The following is a 19,566-nucleotide window of genomic DNA, read 5'->3' on the forward strand; positions in this document are numbered from 1 at the left end:
GATTGTATACAGAAAATATACGGTCTTTAAGCCTTTATTATATTGGCTCATAATTTTTAGATCGTGAGATGGTATTGCAGAGCAGAAATGGAACATAACCGGAATTTTTGAATGTGTTGTATTGCAGCGGCACCAGTATGTAAATGGTTATCTCTGGGTAAGATAAAAGAAAAATACAGATGTATTGCAGAAAGATGATCAGGGACTCTTCCGATGCTGATACCGCAGTCTTGTATCAAGGTAGTCCTTGATGGTCGCAGAATCCTGTGATACTATGAAAAAAAGCGAAAAGGAGCAGGGCATGTTTAAAAAGAGATTATTACGAACCTGTAAAAATGTAATGGCTGCAGCTATCTGCATTTCTCTTGCGGTTGGATTATCTGCCTGTGGGGAGACACAGGGAGAGCGCAGACATCTGAATGACAAAAACGATACAACTGAAAATACAGAGAGGGCGCAGGAGTCTTTCTCCGAGGATGCGCTGAAGAAGCAGCAGGAATTTGAACAGTATCTGGATGATTATTTTAAGGATGTTGTTACGGACGACACGTTGACGTATAATTATACGATCAAGGATGGTGCGGATTACGGTCTGGAAGAACCGGAGGTCACACTGGGAGACCCGGGAATGACAGCAGAGGAGATCGGACAGGATAAGGAAGAGTTTGGAGGCTGGGTAAAGAAGCTGGATGCTATTGACCGTTCCTGCCTGACAGAGGATCAGAAGCTGACCTATGATGTGCTGGATGAGTATTTTGAAGTGTCTGCGGGAATTTTTGATAATGTATATCTGTATGAGCCGTTTTCCCCGATGCGTGGACTTCAGGCCAATATTGCAACGAATTTCACAGATTACCGATTTGATGATAAGGGAGATGTGGAACGTTATATTGAACTGCTTGGTCAGATTCCGGATTATTTTGCAGAGTATCTGGATTTTGAACAGGAAAAGTCAGAAAAAGGTTATTTTATGAGTGATGCAGTCTGCGATAAAGTCATCAGTCAGTGCGAGGATTTTGTTGCAGATAAAGAAAATCATTTTATGGTAACAACATTTAATGATAATATTGACGCACTTGATTTTCTGACGGATGAGGAAAAGGCAGAATACAAGGAGGCTAATAAGCAGGCAGTTGTGAATTCCCTGCTTCCGGCATTTGGGAATGTTGCAGAGGTGCTTTCCGGTCTGAAGGGAACCGGAACCAATGATGGTGGTATCTGCAACTATGATGGTGGCAAGGAATATTATGAATATCTGCTGAAAAATTTTGCAGGAACAGCCAAGTCGCCGGAAGAGGTAATCGATATGCTGGATACAGAGCTTCAAAAACTCATGGTATCGTTATATCAGTATTATTTGGGAAATCAGGCGGCATATGAATATTTTGCTGCCAATTATGATTCAATATTTGCGGAAACCGATCAGATGACAGCTTCGGAAATGGTCGATAAAATGATGGAAACGGCATCAGAGCATTATCCGGATGCAGGAACGATAAACTATAAGGCAGAGGCGCTGGATAAGAACCTCGAAACGATCATGGATGATGTACTGGCTTATTATATGGCGCCGGCAATCGATGATCCGGATAATAATCTGATCCGGGTGAATGGTCTGCATACGGATGGCATGTGGACGACACTGGCACATGAGGGATATCCGGGTCATATGCTGCAAAATGCTTATTATATGTCAACGGATCCGGAGCCGGTCCGGACTTTGATGAACTTCTTAGGATATAAAGAAGGCTGGGCGATGTATGCATGTTATGATTCTTTATATTACTATGAGTATGAGGAACCGGAATATGGAGACACCATTGCAGCCCTTTATCAGTTGAATGATGAGATGAGTTATCTTATGATGGGAAGAGTGGATCTGGGAATCAATTATGAGGGATGGACGTTGCAGGATACAGCCGATTATCTGACAAAGAATGGAATGGATGGCAGTGCTGCACAGGAGCTGTACACGACAATGGTCGGAGATCCGGCAGTATATCAGAGTTATTCGACCGGATATTATGAAATGAAAGAACTGCGGGATTATGCAGAAGAGAAAATGGGAGATGACTTTGACCTGAAAACATTTAACACGATCATTCTGGAAACAGGTCCATGTCAGTTTGATATACTGAAGGAACAGGTGGATAAGAAGCTGCAGGGGCCGATCATATAACAGGTGCAAAAAAAGGTATAGAAAGAAATCAGACGGAATAGACTGTATACAAAAAGCATACGATGGGAATCGAAATGGAATGTGAAAATTTAGCGTACAGGGAAGATTATGCAGACTATCTGATTGAATACAACGAAGAGCGGGAAGCTGTTTTGGATATTTACAGAGAAAACGGCTGCCTGCTCTTTATTGATGAGCGGTTTGCTGTTTTATACAGGGAGAAGCCGGAGGATTATATGCAGATCTTTTCCAGACTGGAATATACACTTTTCCCCAAATTGTATGGGCTGATGGATACCAGTAGTGTAGAAGCAGTCGGAGCTGTGAATATACAGCAGGAATCGATCCTTGGACTTACCGGAAAGGGAATTCTGATCGGAATTATCGATACCGGGATTGATATTCGGAATGATCTGTTTCTGGATGCTGCCGGAAATACAAGAATTATTGCAGCATGGGATCAGTCCGTGCCGGGACCGTCAGATCAGGAAGAAAATCCCGGATATGGAACGGTATATCAGCAGGAGGATATTAATGAAGCCATACGAAATGAAGCGGATATCCTGACAGATGCAAATGGACATGGAACCTTTCTTGCAGGGATTGCAGCAGGAAAACGGACAGCTGATTTCACAGGAGTGGCGCCGGAAGCAGAATATGTGATTGTAAAATTAAAGCAGGCAAAGAATAATCTGCGGGGACTATATGGTGTGCCGGAGGACGTAGAAGCATATCAGGAAAATGATATTATGATGGGGGTAGCATTTCTGCGGAGACAGGCAAGCAGACTTCGGAAAAATATATCGATCCTGATTGGAGTTGGTTCGAACAGTGGGAGCCATACTGGTTCTTCTGCATTAGAAGCACTGCTTTCAAATGTTGGTATCATGACCGGAGTCGCTGTGTCCGTTCCGGCAGGAAATGAGGGAATTGCAGGGCATCATTTCAGAGGCAGGATCGAAGGGGGAAGCACTTATACGGAAATGGAGATTAATGTTACGGGAAATAACAGCTTTACACTTGAAATCTGGGGAGCGGTTCCCAATACATATTCTGTGGCATTTGAGATTCCGGGTGGGGAGTTTGTAAGTCAGATTACTCCCCGCTTTGATAAAAGTGAAGTCATACGTCCGGTTTTTGGTGGTGGGATCATATATATCGATTATTTTCTTGTGGAGGATCAGTCGGGAGAAGAACTGATCATGATGCGCTTTTTTGATCCGCCAAATGGTCTGTGGCGGATCCGGGTATATGGAAGCGGTGATACCGAGAAGACCTTTCATGCATGGCTGCCGATCACGGCATTTCTTTCCCCGGATACCCGGTTTATAAGACCAACGCCTGAAACAACGCTTGTGAATCCGGCTACAGGAGTAGTTCCGATGGGAGTGGGGGCATATGATCATTATTCGGATACGCTGTTTCTGGATGGAAGCAGGGGATATACGGCGGCAGATGATATCAAGCCGGATTTTGTTGCTCCGGGTGTTGATGTATATGGTCCGGGCAGAGCAGGAACATTTGTCAGGAAAACGGGTACTTCTGTTGCAGCAGCGCATTGTGCCGGGTGTGCGGCATTAATCCTGCAATGGGCAAGAGACCGGGATCTGGCACGGTTTGTAAATGGAAATCAGATCCGTAATTATTTTATTCGGGGAGCAGTTCGTCCGGGAACGGCAGGAAGTCCGTTTTCATATGTCATGAACGATACAGAGGGATATCTGTTTGCAAGGGAATATCCGAACCCGGAGTGGGGCTATGGAATCCTGAATGTGTATAATACCTTTGATTCGCTCCGGACCTGACACTGTAAATGTAACAAAAATGTAAAAGATTTATAATTTTTCGTAAAATGATTTTACAGATTTTGTGCGGTGTATTATACTATAAGACGTGTTTGTAACCAACAGGTAAAGGGCATGTATAAAATGTGCCAGAATGGATAATAATAGTCGGAGGTACATATGGATAAAAAGATTCATACGGATAACTCAGAAATATTTGAAACAGAAGATATAGATGAAGTAAGTGGGATCATAGAGACAGAAGATATAGATGAAACCGAGCCGGAAGAGACAGATCAGACAGATGTTCCGGAAACGGATGAAGTTCCTGCAAAGAAACGGTTCTGGAGGAAGGATAATATACTGAAGATCATAGTTGCAGTGCTTGCTGTACTTATCATATGTGAATATACCTTCTTTGGTGTGTTCTTTCAGACAAATAAAGCAAAATATGAAAAGGCAAAGCAGGAGACGCAACAGGAAGAGAGTTCTACTGAGGGGAAGAAAGTAAATATTGTTACAGAAGAGCCTTTGCCAACTACAAATATTAATGACGATTCCGAGAATGAAGAAGAAATAGAAGTAACATCGGAATATAATACCTATGATTCACACACATCTTACTCTACGGAAGCCTCTACGACGTATGAGGTAACAACGGCAGCGGGAACCGAAGATGAACTTCCGGTTGTAACGACCGAGGAACAGAAGCCGATCGTAACCGAAGAGCCGTCAACGGAAGAAAAGACGACAGAAGAGAAGACAACCGAGGAGACAACCGAAGAGAAGACGACTGAGGAAAAGACGACGGAAGAACGTACGACCGAGGAAAAGACAACCGAAGAAAAGACGACAGAAGAGCGTACAACGGAAGAGAAAACGACGGAAGAGAAGACAACGGAGGCTACGACAGAAGCTACAACGGATCCATCCACAAAAGCAGATCAACCGATTGACCTTCCATTTATTCCGGCAGAATAAGAATATAAATAAAAAGCAGTCCAGTCTGGATGGTGAAGAACAGAGCACCGGAGACTGAACTGCTTTTTTAATTGGTATGCTGTTCCAGATATTCCTCTAAACAAAGATGCTTCTGGTACATTTCTGTAGCAACTTCAACACCAACATAGCGGTAATGCCAGGGTTCATAAGAGATTTCTGTTATATCGGATTTATCTGCCGGATAACGGAGGATGAAGCCGTATTTATAACAGTTTGCCATCAGCCATTGCTGGGTGGCGGTATCTTCCTGGGAGGAATCCAGCTCCTGGTTGCCAATGGAACAGATATCAACGGTAAGGCCGAGCTGGTGTTCGCTGGTACCGGGATAGGCAACCCAGGTAGCAGCAAGGGCTGTAGCATCATCTTCGCTGTAACCCTGCTCCAGATAAGAATTCTTTTTATTTGTATAGAGCCGTTCCTGTGTTTCATTTGTACGGTAGGAAGAGCAGATCAGAGGGTCAAGACCTTCGGCTCTTGCATCGTCCATCATTTTTTGAAGCCCGTCATAAGCACGGCGGTCGATCGACTGATCGTTTCGCAGTTCGACCAGATCAACGGTCCAGTCAGCTGGCAGGGTATGAGACATATTGACCAGTGTCAGCAGCCCGTTGTTTTTTGCTTCTGTTGCGGAGGCAAGCGTTTGTAAAACGGATGCAGTATCAAAGGAAGAATAGCTGCCGGAGGATGCTTTGGTTTTCTCGGTGGAATCTTCGGAGACAGAAACCTGTTCTGTTGTGATGGGACTGGAGTCTGACTGGGAGACCTGTTCCTGAAGTTTCATTTTTTTTGCCTTTCCTGCAAGGATTACAAGTATCAGTAACAGTATATAGATGATCCCCAGAATTATGACCTTCTTTTTCTTAATTACAGTTCCAAATATATGCAACATGATGTTCGCTCCTTTGTCTTTTGTTTATGTACAGAAGGATACGCCACAGAAGCATACAAAAATTCTCAAAAAAGCATCGTTTTTGCATATTTATCATCTTTCTTTTTTATTTTGCAATGGTATAATGGGGAAGATACATTAGAAAATGATGAGGAATAACTGTGAAGAAAATAGAACATTTAATTACGGTAGTCTATCCGGGCTCCATTGCAGAAGAGATGGAAATAGAACCGGGTGATTATCTGCTTGCAATCAACGATAAAGAAATAAAAGATGTATTTGATTATCGTTATATGATCAAAGATGAATATATAGAGGTGTTGATCCGTAAATCATATGGAGAAGAATGGCTGCTTGAGATCGAGAAGGATTATGATGATGATCTTGGGATGGAATTTGAAAACGGTCTTATGAGCGATTATCGTTCCTGTACCAATAAATGCATGTTCTGTTTTATTGATCAGATGCCGCCGGGGATGAGAGAGACACTTTATTTTAAGGATGATGATTCCCGGTTGTCTTTTTTGCAGGGCAATTATATCACGCTTACAAATATGACAGATGAGGATGTGGATCGTATCATCAAGATGCAGCTTGCGCCGATCAATATATCGGTTCAGACGACCAATCCGGAGCTTCGCTGCAAGATGTTGCATAATCGTTTTGCAGGTGACCGGCTGAAATATCTGGATCGTCTTTTTGAAGGGCATGTAGAGATGAATGGGCAGATCGTTCTCTGCAAGCGTGTAAATGACGGGGCAGAGTTGGAACGGAGTATCCGGGATCTTGGAAAGTATCTGCCATTTATGCGGAGTGTATCCGTTGTTCCTGCCGGACTTACGAAATTCCGAAAAGGTTTGTACCCATTAGAATTATTTACAAAGGAAGAAGCGGGACAGGTTATCGATCTGATCGAGAGTTATCAGAAAAAATTCTATGAAAGGTATTCGCTTCATTTTATTCATGCAAGTGATGAGTGGTATATAACGGCCGGACGGGAATTTCCGGAAGCAGAACGCTATGATGGTTATATCCAGCTTGAAAATGGCGTTGGAATGATGCGTTTGTTTTTAGAGGAATTTGATGAAGCCTATCAGGAGCTGCTGGCTTCACCGGAATATCAGGAACAGAAAGAAACATTCCGCCGTACGATCTGTATGGCAACAGGAAAACTGACATATAGTACGGTTGTAGACTTTGCAGCAAGGCTGATGCAGGCATATCCAAGACTTACGATCCGTGTATATTGCATCCGGAATGACTTCTTTGGAGAAACAATCACAGTATCCGGACTGATCACAGGCATTGATCTGACGACCCAGTTAAAAGAGCGGCAGGCAGCAGGAGATGATCTGGGAGAAGCGCTGCTCATTCCATCGAATATGCTGCGAATGGGAGAACAGGTATTTTTAGATGATATGACAGTTGCACAGGTAGAGAAGCAGTTGGGCTTAAAGGTGGTACCGATCGAATCCGGAGGTGCAGATTTTATACAGGCAGTCATCGATCCTTCCTATTCGATGGATCGAAACAATGAAACCGTTGGATATATTCAGGCATTTGATGATACAGAAGAGTAAAAAAGATGCTCTTTTTGGGTAATTGTAATTTCATTCTATAGTGGTACAATGTGAGCAAAAATTTTGGTACAGAAATATCAGAGAAAATGAATGGAGGATACGTATGAAACAGTTAATGCTCAAACCAACGATTTATAAGTATGACACATGTAAGGAATTTGCTGATGAATTCCATATCGAAAAAGGTGATCTGGTAATTACAAATGAATATATCTATGAACCGTTTTTTGGAAAGATGGATCTGGAATGTGATGTTATCTTTCAGGAAAAATATGGTGCAGGTGAGCCTTCAGATGATATGGCGGAGGCAATTTATAAGGATATAAAGGGTGAACATAAAAGAATTATAGCAATCGGTGGAGGAACGGTAATTGATATTTCAAAGCTGTTTGCATTAAAGTATGTATCCCCGATTCTTGATCTGTATGATGGCAAGCTTCCGATAGAAAAAGATAAAGAACTGGTACTGGTCCCAACTACCTGTGGAACCGGTTCAGAGGTAACAAATATAGCGATCCTTGCATTAAACAGCAGGGGAACGAAAAAGGGACTGGCAGTCGATGAGATGTATGGAGATTCTGCGGTCCTGATACCGGAGCTGTTAAAGGGGCTTCCGTTCCGCTTCTTTGCAACCAGTTCGATCGATGCACTTGTCCATGCAGTAGAGTCCAGTTTGTCTCCGAAAGGAAATGAATATACACGTATGTTTGGCTATAAGGCGATCGATATGATCCTTCATGGATATATGGAGATCCGTGAGAAAGGACCGGAGGCCAGAATTCCATTGTTAGACCGTTTCCTTGTAGCTTCAAACTACGCCGGAATCGCATTTGGCAATGCTGGCTGTGCGGCAGTACATGCCTTAAGCTATCCACTTGGAGCAACCTATCATGTTGCACATGGAGAATCGAACTATGCCATGTTTACCGGAGTCATGAAGAATTATATGGAGATCAGGCAGGATGGAGAAATTGCAAAATTAAATGCATTTATTGCAGATATCCTTGGCTGCGATGTTGAAAATGTCTATGAATCTCTGGAGGATCTTTTAAATATTCTGATTCCAAAGAAAGCATTGCATGAATATGGGGTAACGGAGCAGGATCTTGTCGAATTTACCGATTCCGTTATGACGAATCAGGGTCGTCTGATGGCGAATAACTTCGTGGAACTTGACCGGGACAGAGTTTACAAGATATATAAAGAACTCTTTTAATCCGGACGGAGCCTTTTCGGATATAGAAAAAAAGAAAGATGGAACATCATCTTCTTTTTATTACCCAGATCAGACATAATTCTACGGAGTTCTGCTTGTAAAATGTCGAGACGGTACAAAATTGTTCCTCAGAGGCGAAAAGCTGTCGCAACTTGCGGAGAGAAGCATATTCCAAAGCAGGTATCATAGAGATATAATGTTGTCCAAGGCAGAAGAGCAGGAGGGACATTATGAATTATGTAAAAATAATGATAGTAAAGTGCGACAAAAGAGAAGTGGAACAGCTTGTATCTATCGTGAAGTCGATTCCGGGGTATGAGATTTCGGGGATATGTGACAGTGGACAGGAAGCCGTGAAGAAGATTCTGGAACGGGAACCGGATGTTGTGATCATGGATGAGGTTTTGCCGGGCAAAGATATCCTGGAGATAACAGAAGAGATCATGCACTATAAGAATCTGAAGAATACAAGGATTCTTCTGTGTGGATCGAAAACACATAAAGAATATCTGGACTTCATCTACTATAAGATCGCAGACCGCCTTGTATTGCGAATTCTTGATGTGCCATATGATGAACGAAAGATCCGGGAGATCATTGAGGATGTTATGAAGGCTAAAAGAAATGATAATTATCAGAAATTGGTGGAAACAGGTTCGGATGAAACCATGTTGGAAGCCGTAGTGACTGATATCATACATGAGATCGGCGTCCCTGCACATATAAAAGGATATCAGTATCTTCGCAGTGCGATTCTGATGGCAGTTCACGATATGGACATCCTGAATTCAATTACAAAGCAGTTGTACCCATCGATTGCAGAGGAATATGGAACGACAGCCTCCAGAGTGGAACGTGCGATCCGTCATGCAATCGAGGTTGCCTGGGGCAGAGGCAGTATGGATACGATCAATGAATTATTTGGATATACGATCCATGCGGGAAAGGGCAAACCGACAAATTCGGAATTTATTGCATTGATTGCAGACAAAATTCGACTGGATAATCGCAGTATGCTTCAGAAAACGGAGTATTCCCTGCAAAGCATTTCTTAGAAATATGGTGCATTCCATCAGGTGACGACGAAATATGTTGAAAAATGGATAAAAATTCACTTATCAGAGGGGGTTCTGTGAACCTGGTAAGTTCTTGACATTTGTCGAAATCACAAATATACTTTAGAAACAGTCGATTTTTCAAACAAAAAAGATTAAGGGGGATTGAATAATGAACAATCAAGAAATCAGTATTATTATTGCTGATAGCGACTGTGAATTAATAGCACGTCAGCTTACAGCAGCGAACACAAGAACAGGGATGAGGGTTCTTGATAAGGTAAGTGATGGGGAGAGTGCGATCGAATCAATAAAAAAATATCAGCCAGATGTTGTACTTTTAGATATCTGTCTTCCGGTTCTGGATGGATTAGGGGTAATGGAACAGATCCGGGAATCAGGCGAATGCCCAGATACATTATTTGTCATTGTAACATCGGTTGGTTCGCAGAGACTGATACGGTGCGCGTTCGAACTGGGGGCATCTTTTTATGTATTGAAACCATATAATTCTGAGCAGCTCATTGCAAGAATTCATCAGATTTACAACAGAAGAAAAGAGGTACAGACTGAGATCTCAAAAGATCTGATCTGCATCCAGAATAGAGAGGGACTGTCTGGTGCAGCGAATAATATTGAGAGTGATGTAACGGATATTATCAGGGATATAGGAATTCCGGCTAATATAAAGGGTTATCAATATATTCGTGAAGGAATCATTATGGCAGTAAACGATGTCAATATGTTGAATTACATAACGAAGCTTTTATATCCGACGATTGCAAAGAAATATAAAACGACATCATCCAGCGTAGAACGTGCGATTCGTCATGCGATCGAGGTTGCATGGAGCAGAGGACAGATCGATGTGATCAATGATATTTTTGGATATACGGTGAATGCTGGTAAAGGAAAACCAACGAATTCAGAATTTATTGCACTGATCGCAGATAAGCTCCGGATCGAATATCGAAAAAGAGCATGATGTGTATAAAAAGTTCCTTGTTTGTTGACGTATAATGAGAGAAACGTGTATAATAGATAAGGTGCTGAAATAAAAAATGGAAATCTTGTATAAGACAGGGATCCTAATAAATAAAAAAACAAAACAGAGCGCCATGGGGGCTCTGTTTTTTGCTGTAAAGGAAGAAGAAATGATAGAAACAGTAGCGTCAGCAGATATGCTGATCGATGAGGTAATGCGGGTAAAGAAAAATCGTCTGGCTCCCGATTTTGCCACAGGAAAAGAAAAAAGATTAAGTATTGTATCCGGTGTACATGGAGATGAAGTGGCAGGACAGTATATCTGCTATGAGGTGATCCGACGGATCAAAAAGGATTTTGATAAATTAAAAGGAATCGTGGACATATATCCGTTTATTAATCCAATGGGCTTAGAAGCACAGGTGAGAGATGTTCCCGTGTTTGATATTGATATGAACACATTGTTTCCGGGTTCTACAGAAGGAACGGTCGGGGAGTATACGGCGGCACTTGTGCTGCAGGATATTAAAGGTTCGGATATCTGCGTCGATCTGCATTCCAGCAGCGTATATTTGAAAGAATTACCACAGGTACGGGTGAATTCGGATATTGCCGATGATATTCTTCCGTATGCTGCCAGAATGAATACGGATGTTGTATGGGTGCATCCATCCTCTACCGTTATGGAAGGAAGCCTTGCATACTCGTTAAATGAGATCGGAGTCAAGAGTATGGTCGTAGAATCAGGTGTTGCACTTATGATCGATTATGACTATGCGGATCAGATCGTTGAAGGATTATTTTCATTGATGGAATATATGGGGATCTGGGACGGCTGCGCATATAATACACATATGCCGAAGATTGCCCGAGATACGGATGTTTCTTTTGTGAATGCAGAGAGCAGTGGTATCTTTATACCAAAGGTAAAGCACTCAGGCGTAGTCGAAAAGGGAGATGTGATCGGACAGATCGTAAATGTACTGACCGGTTCTGTCGAAGAGACGATCCTGTCACCAAGAAGAGGCGTGGTATTCTCACTTCGTGCTTATCCGGTGATCGAGGAAGGCTCGCTGGTTGCCAGAATATTTGGAGGTGTGACAAATAATGCGTAAAGAGATCATATATACGATGAACACCGCCTATCGTGGAGAATATTCCATTAAAGGCTTCAGCTTCGGAACAGGAGAAAAGGCGGCATGTATCATGGGAGCTATGCGCGGAAATGAATTCCAGCAGTTATACATCTGTTCCCTGCTGTCGAAAAAATTAAGCGAACTTGAGACAAGAGGAGCAATCGTATCGGGAAAACAGATACTGTTGATCCCATCCTTAAATTACAGTTCCTTTAATGTCGGTAAAAAATACTGGATTTCTGATAATTCTGATGTGAACCGTGCTTTTCCGGGAAATCCGGAGGGACAGGCGACCAGCAGAATAGCGGCAGCGGTTATGGATCAAGTAAAAGATTATGCGTATGGAATACAGTTTGCAAGCTTTTATATGGATGGAGAATTTATCCCACATGTCAGAATGATGGAGACGGGAAAGCAGAGTACCAGTCTGGCCAATCTGTTCGGTCTTCCTTATGTTCTGACAGCAGAACCGAGGGCATATGATAAGGCAACTTTAAATTATAACTGGCAGATCGGAGGAACAGAGGCGTTTTCCGTGTATTCCGGTGTGACGGAGAAGATTGACAGTGAGAGTGCGTCACATGCGGTTTCAGCGGTACTCCGATTCCTGACCAGAATGGGAATCATCCGGTACAACTGTCATGCAGGTTATATATCGACTGTTCTTGATGAGGAGGAGCTGCTGTCTGTCAAGTCGGATAAATCCGGTGGTTTTTTAAAGCGGTTTGTAAGTCCGGGAGATGAAGTGGTTCGGGGAAATGTTATTGCAAATGTTATAAATCCGATGACCGGAGAGATTGCAGCCGATATTTACGCACCGACAGATGGAATTATTTTCTATGCGCAGAATGCACCGATGATCTATCAGAATTCAGTGGTATTCAAGCTTATCCGCAGACTGCACAATTAAAGATGGCTGTTTTGAGGTTTATTCGGTAAACAGCAACAATTTAAAAAGAAAAGCTGAAAAAAGCTATTCAATGAATTTCAAAAGTGGTATCATAGGCGTTGTGAAACGCTTGTAATAATATGAATTCCCGAAATATGGGAAAAAACATATGATAAAAATGGAGGTTTTTATGAGCACAGTTAAGAGAGTTTATGTTGAAAAGAAGCCTGACTATGCAGTTAAGGCAAAGGAACTTCATGACGAGATCAAGAACTATCTGAATATCGATGCCGAGTATGTAAGAGTACTGGTTCGTTACGATATTGAGAATCTGTCTGAAGAAACATACAAAAAAGCACTGGTTACAGTATTTTCAGAGCCACCGATCGATATGATCTACGAGGGAGATAATCTTCCAATGGCAGATACAGATAAGGTATTTTCTGTTGAGTTCCTTCCGGGACAGTTCGATCAGAGAGCAGATTCAGCAGAACAGTGTGTTAAGCTTTTAAATGAAGATGAAGATCCTATCATAAAGACAGCCACAACATATATTTTATCCGGTAATGTAACGGATGAGCAGTTAAAAGCAGTTATGGAATACTGTATCAACCCGGTAGATTCCAGAGCCTGTGGTATGGAGATCCCTGAGACACTTGTTACCGAGTATGATGAACCGGCCGATGTTATTATCTTTGATGGTTTTAAGGATATGGCTGAGGACAAGTTAAAGGAGTTATATGATTCCCTCGGACTTGCGATGACATTTAAGGATTTCCTTCATATCCAGAAGTATTTCAAGGGTGAAGAGAAGCGTGATCCATCTATGACAGAGATCCGTGTGCTGGATACATACTGGTCTGATCATTGCCGTCATACCACATTCTCAACAGAGCTTACAAATGTTGAATTTGATGATGGTGATTATAAGGATATGCTTGAGAAGACATTTGATGCTTACCGGGCAGAGATGAAAGAAATGTATAAGGACAGAGATGATAAGTTCATCTGTCTGATGGATATAGCCCTTATGGGTATGAAGCAGTTAAAGGCAGCAGGCAAATTAGACGATATGGAAGTATCCGATGAGATCAATGCCTGCAGTATCATCGTTCCTGTAGAAGTAGACGGTGAGACAGAGGAATGGCTCGTATTCTTCAAGAATGAGACACATAACCACCCAACTGAGATCGAACCGTTTGGTGGTGCTGCTACTTGTCTTGGTGGTGCGATCCGTGATCCGTTGTCAGGTAGAGGATATGTATATCAGGCTATGCGAGTAACCGGAGCAGCAGATCCTACAAAGTCTTTAAAGGATACTCTTCCTGGAAAGCTTCCACAGAGAAAGATCGTTACGACCGCAGCAGCAGGTTACAGCTCATATGGTAACCAGATCGGTCTTGCAACAGGACTTGTAAATGAAATATATCATCCGGATTATGTAGCAAAGAGAATGGAGATCGGAGCAGTTATGGGTGCAGCTCCAAGACGTGCGGTAAAACGTCTGAATTCTGATCCGGGAGATAAGATCATCCTTCTCGGCGGACGTACCGGTCGTGACGGTTGTGGTGGAGCAACCGGATCATCCAAGGCACATAACAGCCAGTCTCTTGAGACCTGTGGTGCAGAAGTACAGAAGGGTAATCCTCCAACAGAGAGAAAGATCCAGCGACTGTTCAGAAGAGAAGAAGTTGCTTCTATCATAAAGAAATGTAATGACTTTGGTGCCGGCGGTGTATCCGTAGCGATCGGAGAACTTGCACCTGGTCTGGTTGTAGATCTGGACAAGGTTCCAAAGAAATATGCAGGTCTGGATGGAACAGAGCTTGCTATTTCAGAATCTCAGGAGCGTATGGCTATCGTAGTAGATCCAAAAGATGTAGATACGATGCTTAAGTATGCGGATGAAGAGAATCTGGAAGCCGTTGTTGTAGCAGAAGTAACAGAAGAACCAAGACTGGTTCTGACATGGAGAGGAAAAGAGATCGTAAATATCTCCCGTGCATTCCTTGATACAAACGGCGCACATCAGGAAACAGATGTTAAGGTAGAGATTCCTGCAAAGGCAGATAATTATTTCGATTCTGTAAAAGAACCGGAAGATGTAAAGAAAGCATGGATCGACACATTGTCAGATCTGAATGTATGCTCACAGAAGGGCCTTGTTGAGATGTTCGACAGCTCAATCGGAGCAGGCACAGTAACGATGCCATATGGTGGAAAGTATCAGCTTACACCGACACAGACAATGATCGCAAAGCTTCCTGTTATGAAGGGTAAGACCGATACGATCACAATGATGAGTTATGGATTTGATCCATATCTGTCAAGCTGGAGCCCATATCATGGTTCTGTATATGCAGTTGTAACATCTGCAGCAAAGATCGCAGCAGCTGGTGGTGATGTTTCAAAGATCCGTCTGACCTTCCAGGAGTATTTCAAGAGACTCGGAACAGATCCATACAGATGGGGTCAGCCATTTGCAGCCCTGCTTGGTGCATATGATGTTCAGGTCGGACTTGGACTTCCATCTATCGGGGGTAAAGACAGTATGTCAGGAACCTTCAATGATATCGATGTTCCTCCGACACTGGTTTCCTTTGCAGTTGATGTTGCAAGTTACATGAACGTAGTAACACCGGAGCTTAAGAAAGCAGGCAATGTGCTTGTTAAGCTTGATATAGAAAAAGATGAAAATGATATCCCGGTATATCAGAATGTACTTGCCATGTACGATCTGTTACATCAGGCAATCCTTGCAGACAAGGTAGAATCTGCTTACGCTGTAGGATTTGGTGGTATGATCGAAGCTGTCAGCAAGATGGCATTTGGTAATAAACTGGGTGTAGATATTGATACCTGTATTACAAAGAGAGAACTGGTTTCCAAGGATTATGGTTCAATCATCCTTGAAGTGAAGCCGGAGAATGTAAATACACTTGGTATTCCGGTTAAGAAGATCGGTACTGTAAATAACAGTGCAGCATTCACCTATGGTGATGTAACAGTTACAATGGATGAAGCACTTGCTGCATGGACAAAGACACTGGAGAAGGTATTCCCGACAGAGTCAGGTGTAGAACAGAAGAAGATCGAGACCGGTCTTTTTGATGCAAAGACCGTATATACAGCAAAGAATAAGGTTGCAAAGCCAAAGGTATTCATTCCTGTATTCCCGGGTACAAACTGTGAATATGATTCTGCAAAGGCATTTGAACGTGCAGGTGCAGAGGTTGAGACGATCGTATTCCGCAACATGACAGCACAGGGCATTCGTGATTCTGTAGATGCATTTACAAAGGCAATCAGCCAGTCACAGATCATCATGTTCCCGGGTGGCTTCTCCGCAGGTGATGAACCGGATGGTTCCGGTAAGTTTATCGCAACAGCATTCCGTAATGCGAAGATCGCAGACGAGGTTATGAAGCTGTTACAGCAGAGAGATGGTCTTGCACTTGGTATCTGTAACGGATTCCAGGCACTGATCAAGCTCGGACTGGTTCCTTACGGTGAGATCCGTCCACAGACAGATGATTCACCTACATTGACGATCAACAGTATCGGTCGTCATCAGTCCAAGATGGTTTATACCAAGGTGGTAACAAACAAGTCCCCATGGTTAAAGGAAGCTGAACTTGGCGGCGTATACACAATTCCAATCTCACATGGTGAGGGAAGATTTGTTGCAAGCAAGGAATGGTGCGAGAAGCTGTTTGAAAATGGTCAGGTTGCAACACAGTATGTTGATATGAATGGTAACCCGACAATGGATGAGTACTACAATGTCAATGGTTCTTACTATGCGATCGAAGGTATCACAAGCCCGGATGGTCGTGTACTTGGTAAGATGGGACATTCAGAGCGTACCGGTCGTGCGGTTGCAGTCAATATCTATGGCGACCAGAACCAGAAGATCTTTGAAAGTGGTGTAGATTACTTCAAGTAAGAGAATAATAGATCATAAATAAAAGCCCGCATGATAGGATTGAGGCATAACCGTTTGGTGGCTGAGAGAGGATTATGCGGGCTTTATTATTTGTTAAAGACTTGTATAATCATGAGGTTTTGACAGATTCATGATGTAGTCAGAAAAATGAGAAAAAGAATTTTTACAGATTTAGGTATAAATATAAAGGAGATTGGAACTATGGACAAAAAAGAGAAAGGGAAAAAAAGAAGTTGGGGACTTTATGTTCTTGCATTCTGTGTACCGGTTATCGGACTTCTGGTACATATGTTGATTGGAAAATGTTATCCATTTGGTGATAATTCTATTTTACTTGGGGATGCCAAAGATCAGTACCTTTCTTTTTTTAAAGAATTATATGACCGGTTAAAAAACGGCCAGTCACTGCTTTTTAGTTGGAATGGTGGAATGGGTTATGATTTTTATTGCAATATGATGTATTATCTGATGAGCCCATTCAACCTGATCACGCTTTGTTTTGGCAGATACAGTATGGAACTGGGCATGATCGTAACCATGGCAGTGGAAATTGGTATGTGTGCTGTTTCTGCATTGTATTATTTTAGACATACATATATTAATTCTATGGAGCATGGAAGGATAAATGATGGAGTAACATTTGTATTTTCCATTGTTTATGCAATGTGCAATTATATTTTAGCCTATCAGTATAATCTGATGTGGCTTACCAGCCTGGTATTGGTTCCTTTTGTTATGCTTGGAATTGAGAAAATTGTCAGAAAACAAGATTACAGATTGTATATCGTAACCATGATACTTGTATTTGTTGTGAATTTTTATTTTGCATGGTTTGTCTGTCTGTTATCCTTCTTCTGGTTTATTGATCAGAACCGGGGAGGATGCAAAGCATGGATGAAATGCTTTGTCAAATGGTTTCTGGTATCTGTCTGTGCTGCACTTGCGGCAGCAGCAGTATTAATTCCGTGTTACATATTAGTACGTTCCAGAAATGATAATTTTACAAATGCATCCTCTTATACATGGAACACGATTGGAAATATAGGAAACTTTATTCAGAGCTTTTTCTGGGGACATGCATTGGATATAGCTGGACACGATTTGTTTACAGTTAACTCGTATTGTGGAATTGTTATTGTGGTACTGATGGTCTGCTATCTGCTTAATGCGGAGATAACGCCTGGCAATCGTATACGCCGCTGTGTGATATTGCTGTTTCTGGCGGCTTCCCTGTGTGTTTCGGGATTGATCTATGTGATGCATGGTTTTTCATATCCGCATAGTATATCCAATAGAGATGCTTTTTTACTTACAGTATTTATTATAATATCTGCATTTGAACAGGTTTGTAAATTAAAAAAACTTGGAATTATCAGAATGTCAATAGTTGCAATCATTCTGATGGGTTTAACAATTTGTGCATTTATATGGAATAATGATGTACAAAATATTATATGTTACATGGGAACAATTCTGATCCTTGTTTACAGTTTAATATGTTTATTTTTGTATGAAAGAAATAGCATAACAGGGAAAAGTATGCTTATAAATGTAATTGTTTTATGTTTGCTTGAAGTTATGGGAAACTCGTTTTTGATCAATGATAACTCAAAGGTAGATATAAGAGTTCTTCCTAATATTGCTGCATCGGAATGGGAAGACGATTATAAAGCAATTAAATTGCAGGCGGGAGAGAGAAAGACAAGCTGGGTGTTTTTAACAAACAATATGATTGATTCAGATACAAATTTGTTTTCGTCAATGAAAAATACAGAAATGGTGTGGCTGTTTCAAAAGTTAGGACTCTCTTATCAGGATAATGGGGGATGTTATGTATATCGTGGAACAACACCTGTAACTGCAGCTATGTTTAATGTACGAAATGTTTTAACGGATTCACCAGTGCATTATGGTGGATATACCAGTAAAGAACAAAAGGAAATATATAATGATTATCAGCAGACTTCGGATGTACTTCAATTAATGGAAAATGATTATTTAGCCGGACTTGGATTTATGGGTTCTTATGAACTTGAATCGAATGATTGGATGAATGGAAATGCATTTGAAGTACAGAATGCCTTTATGAGCAGTGCATTGGGGAAAAAGACTGATTTGTTTACAGAGGTTACCATTCCGTCTATAGAGATTTCAGGAAATTATTGCCTGCCATTTAAACAGCAAGGTAATTTATTCCCGTATTTATCAACAGCTTTGAATGATTCTGTAATGAATCTGTCATTAGGAATTACTATTCCAGAAGATATACATTTGTATGTACATTTAAGTGATGTATATAGAGTTATGACAAATGTATATATTGATGGAAAAGAATATAGTACACTTGATTCATATCCATCAAATGGCGAGATCCTTGACCTTGGTAATTTGAAAAAAGGACAGAGGGTGATTCTTCTTGTATATACACTTGCGAGCCCTGGAGTAAAAGGGGAAACAACGATTAATTTTTATAGCTTGGATGATGTTCTCATGCAGACTTCTTTGACTCAATTAAGGGCGCAGAAATTAGAAGTGTCTCGTTTGGATGATACACGGATTGAGGAACACATATCGGCAAAAGAAGATGGCATTTTATATACCTCAATTCCATATTACAAGGGATTTCAGGTATATGTAGATGGTAAAAGAGAATCAGTGGTCCCAATCGGAAAAGCGCTAATCGGTATAGAGATGCAGGCAGGAGAACATGATATTCGTATTACTTACTTTCCATATGGACTAAAAGCCGGAATTATCTGTAGTATATTAGGATTGCTGTGTACAGCGTTTATTATATGGTTGAATACCAGAAAACTTCAAATAATTAAGGAAGGAAAAACAAGAGTAGAAAATTAATTAAATTCTTCTATTTTTGATTAATGATCTTATGGAGAAAAGCAGAAGAG

At 41.6% G+C, this 19,566-nt stretch carries 12 protein-coding genes; 11 read left to right on the plus strand and 1 reads right to left on the minus strand.

Annotated elements, in window-relative coordinates; all coding sequences use genetic code 11:
* The first annotated feature begins 301 nt into the window (after positions 1-301).
* The 3 genes from DWW85_RS02460 (at position 302) to DWW85_RS12655 (ending at position 4,944) form a co-directional block, all read left to right on the plus strand.
* The gene (locus DWW85_RS02460) at positions 302-2,179 is read left to right on the plus strand and encodes a DUF885 domain-containing protein (RefSeq protein WP_117807445.1); all 1,878 of its coding nucleotides are present in this window, start codon (positions 302-304) and stop codon (positions 2,177-2,179) included.
* Positions 2,180-2,241: 62 nt separating this feature from the next.
* Positions 2,242-3,984, plus strand: a complete 1,743-nt coding sequence (locus DWW85_RS02465) for a S8 family peptidase (protein ID WP_242995991.1) — start codon at positions 2,242-2,244, stop codon at positions 3,982-3,984.
* 159 nt (positions 3,985-4,143) lie between these two features.
* Positions 4,144-4,944, plus strand: coding sequence for a hypothetical protein (locus DWW85_RS12655; protein WP_181986479.1), 801 nt, complete (start codon positions 4,144-4,146; stop codon positions 4,942-4,944).
* A gap of 67 nt (positions 4,945-5,011) precedes the next feature.
* Here DWW85_RS12655 and DWW85_RS02475 read toward each other — a convergent pair whose 3' ends face one another.
* Complete coding sequence (locus DWW85_RS02475; RefSeq protein ID WP_207660241.1) at positions 5,012-5,854, minus strand: M15 family metallopeptidase; 843 nt, start codon at positions 5,852-5,854, stop codon at positions 5,012-5,014.
* 161 nt (positions 5,855-6,015) lie between these two features.
* On the opposite strand from DWW85_RS02475, the gene DWW85_RS02480 reads away from it, so the two are divergent.
* The 8 genes from DWW85_RS02480 (at position 6,016) to DWW85_RS02515 (ending at position 19,516) form a co-directional block, all read left to right on the plus strand.
* Positions 6,016-7,434 (plus strand): DUF512 domain-containing protein, encoded by a 1,419-nt coding sequence (locus tag DWW85_RS02480; protein ID WP_117807393.1) that lies wholly within the window; start codon positions 6,016-6,018, stop codon positions 7,432-7,434.
* Between the two features lie 103 nt (positions 7,435-7,537).
* A complete protein-coding gene (locus DWW85_RS02485) occupies positions 7,538-8,650 on the plus strand; it encodes a 4-hydroxybutyrate dehydrogenase (protein ID WP_021944386.1) in 1,113 nt (370 codons plus the stop codon).
* A 230-nt stretch (positions 8,651-8,880) separates the two neighbouring features.
* The gene (gene spo0A / locus DWW85_RS02490; RefSeq protein WP_117807394.1) at positions 8,881-9,705 is read left to right on the plus strand and encodes a sporulation transcription factor Spo0A; all 825 of its coding nucleotides are present in this window, start codon (positions 8,881-8,883) and stop codon (positions 9,703-9,705) included.
* A 172-nt stretch (positions 9,706-9,877) separates the two neighbouring features.
* Positions 9,878-10,690 carry a sporulation transcription factor Spo0A gene (spo0A, locus tag DWW85_RS02495; protein WP_021944388.1) on the plus strand — a complete coding sequence of 271 codons (813 nt, stop codon included), beginning with the start codon at positions 9,878-9,880 and terminating at the stop codon, positions 10,688-10,690.
* A 169-nt stretch (positions 10,691-10,859) separates the two neighbouring features.
* Complete coding sequence (locus DWW85_RS02500; RefSeq protein WP_117785519.1) at positions 10,860-11,804, plus strand: M14 family metallopeptidase; 945 nt, start codon at positions 10,860-10,862, stop codon at positions 11,802-11,804.
* Entirely contained in the window at positions 11,797-12,735 is a 939-nt protein-coding gene (locus tag DWW85_RS02505) for a M14 family metallopeptidase (RefSeq protein ID WP_117807395.1), read from the plus strand. Before DWW85_RS02500 ends, DWW85_RS02505 begins: the two co-directional genes overlap by 8 nt.
* 169 nt (positions 12,736-12,904) lie before the next feature.
* A complete protein-coding gene (locus DWW85_RS02510; RefSeq protein WP_117807396.1) occupies positions 12,905-16,660 on the plus strand; it encodes a phosphoribosylformylglycinamidine synthase in 3,756 nt (1,251 codons plus the stop codon).
* Between the two features lie 201 nt (positions 16,661-16,861).
* Positions 16,862-19,516: a YfhO family protein gene (locus tag DWW85_RS02515; RefSeq protein WP_181986480.1), complete on the plus strand. Its 2,655-nt coding sequence runs from the start codon at positions 16,862-16,864 to the stop codon at positions 19,514-19,516.
* Positions 19,517-19,566: the final 50 nt, after the last annotated feature.

Source organism: Clostridium sp. AF17-21AC, assembly GCF_003461365.1.
In the GTDB taxonomy this organism is placed as follows: domain Bacteria; phylum Bacillota; class Clostridia; order Lachnospirales; family Lachnospiraceae; genus Coprococcus; species Coprococcus ammoniilyticus.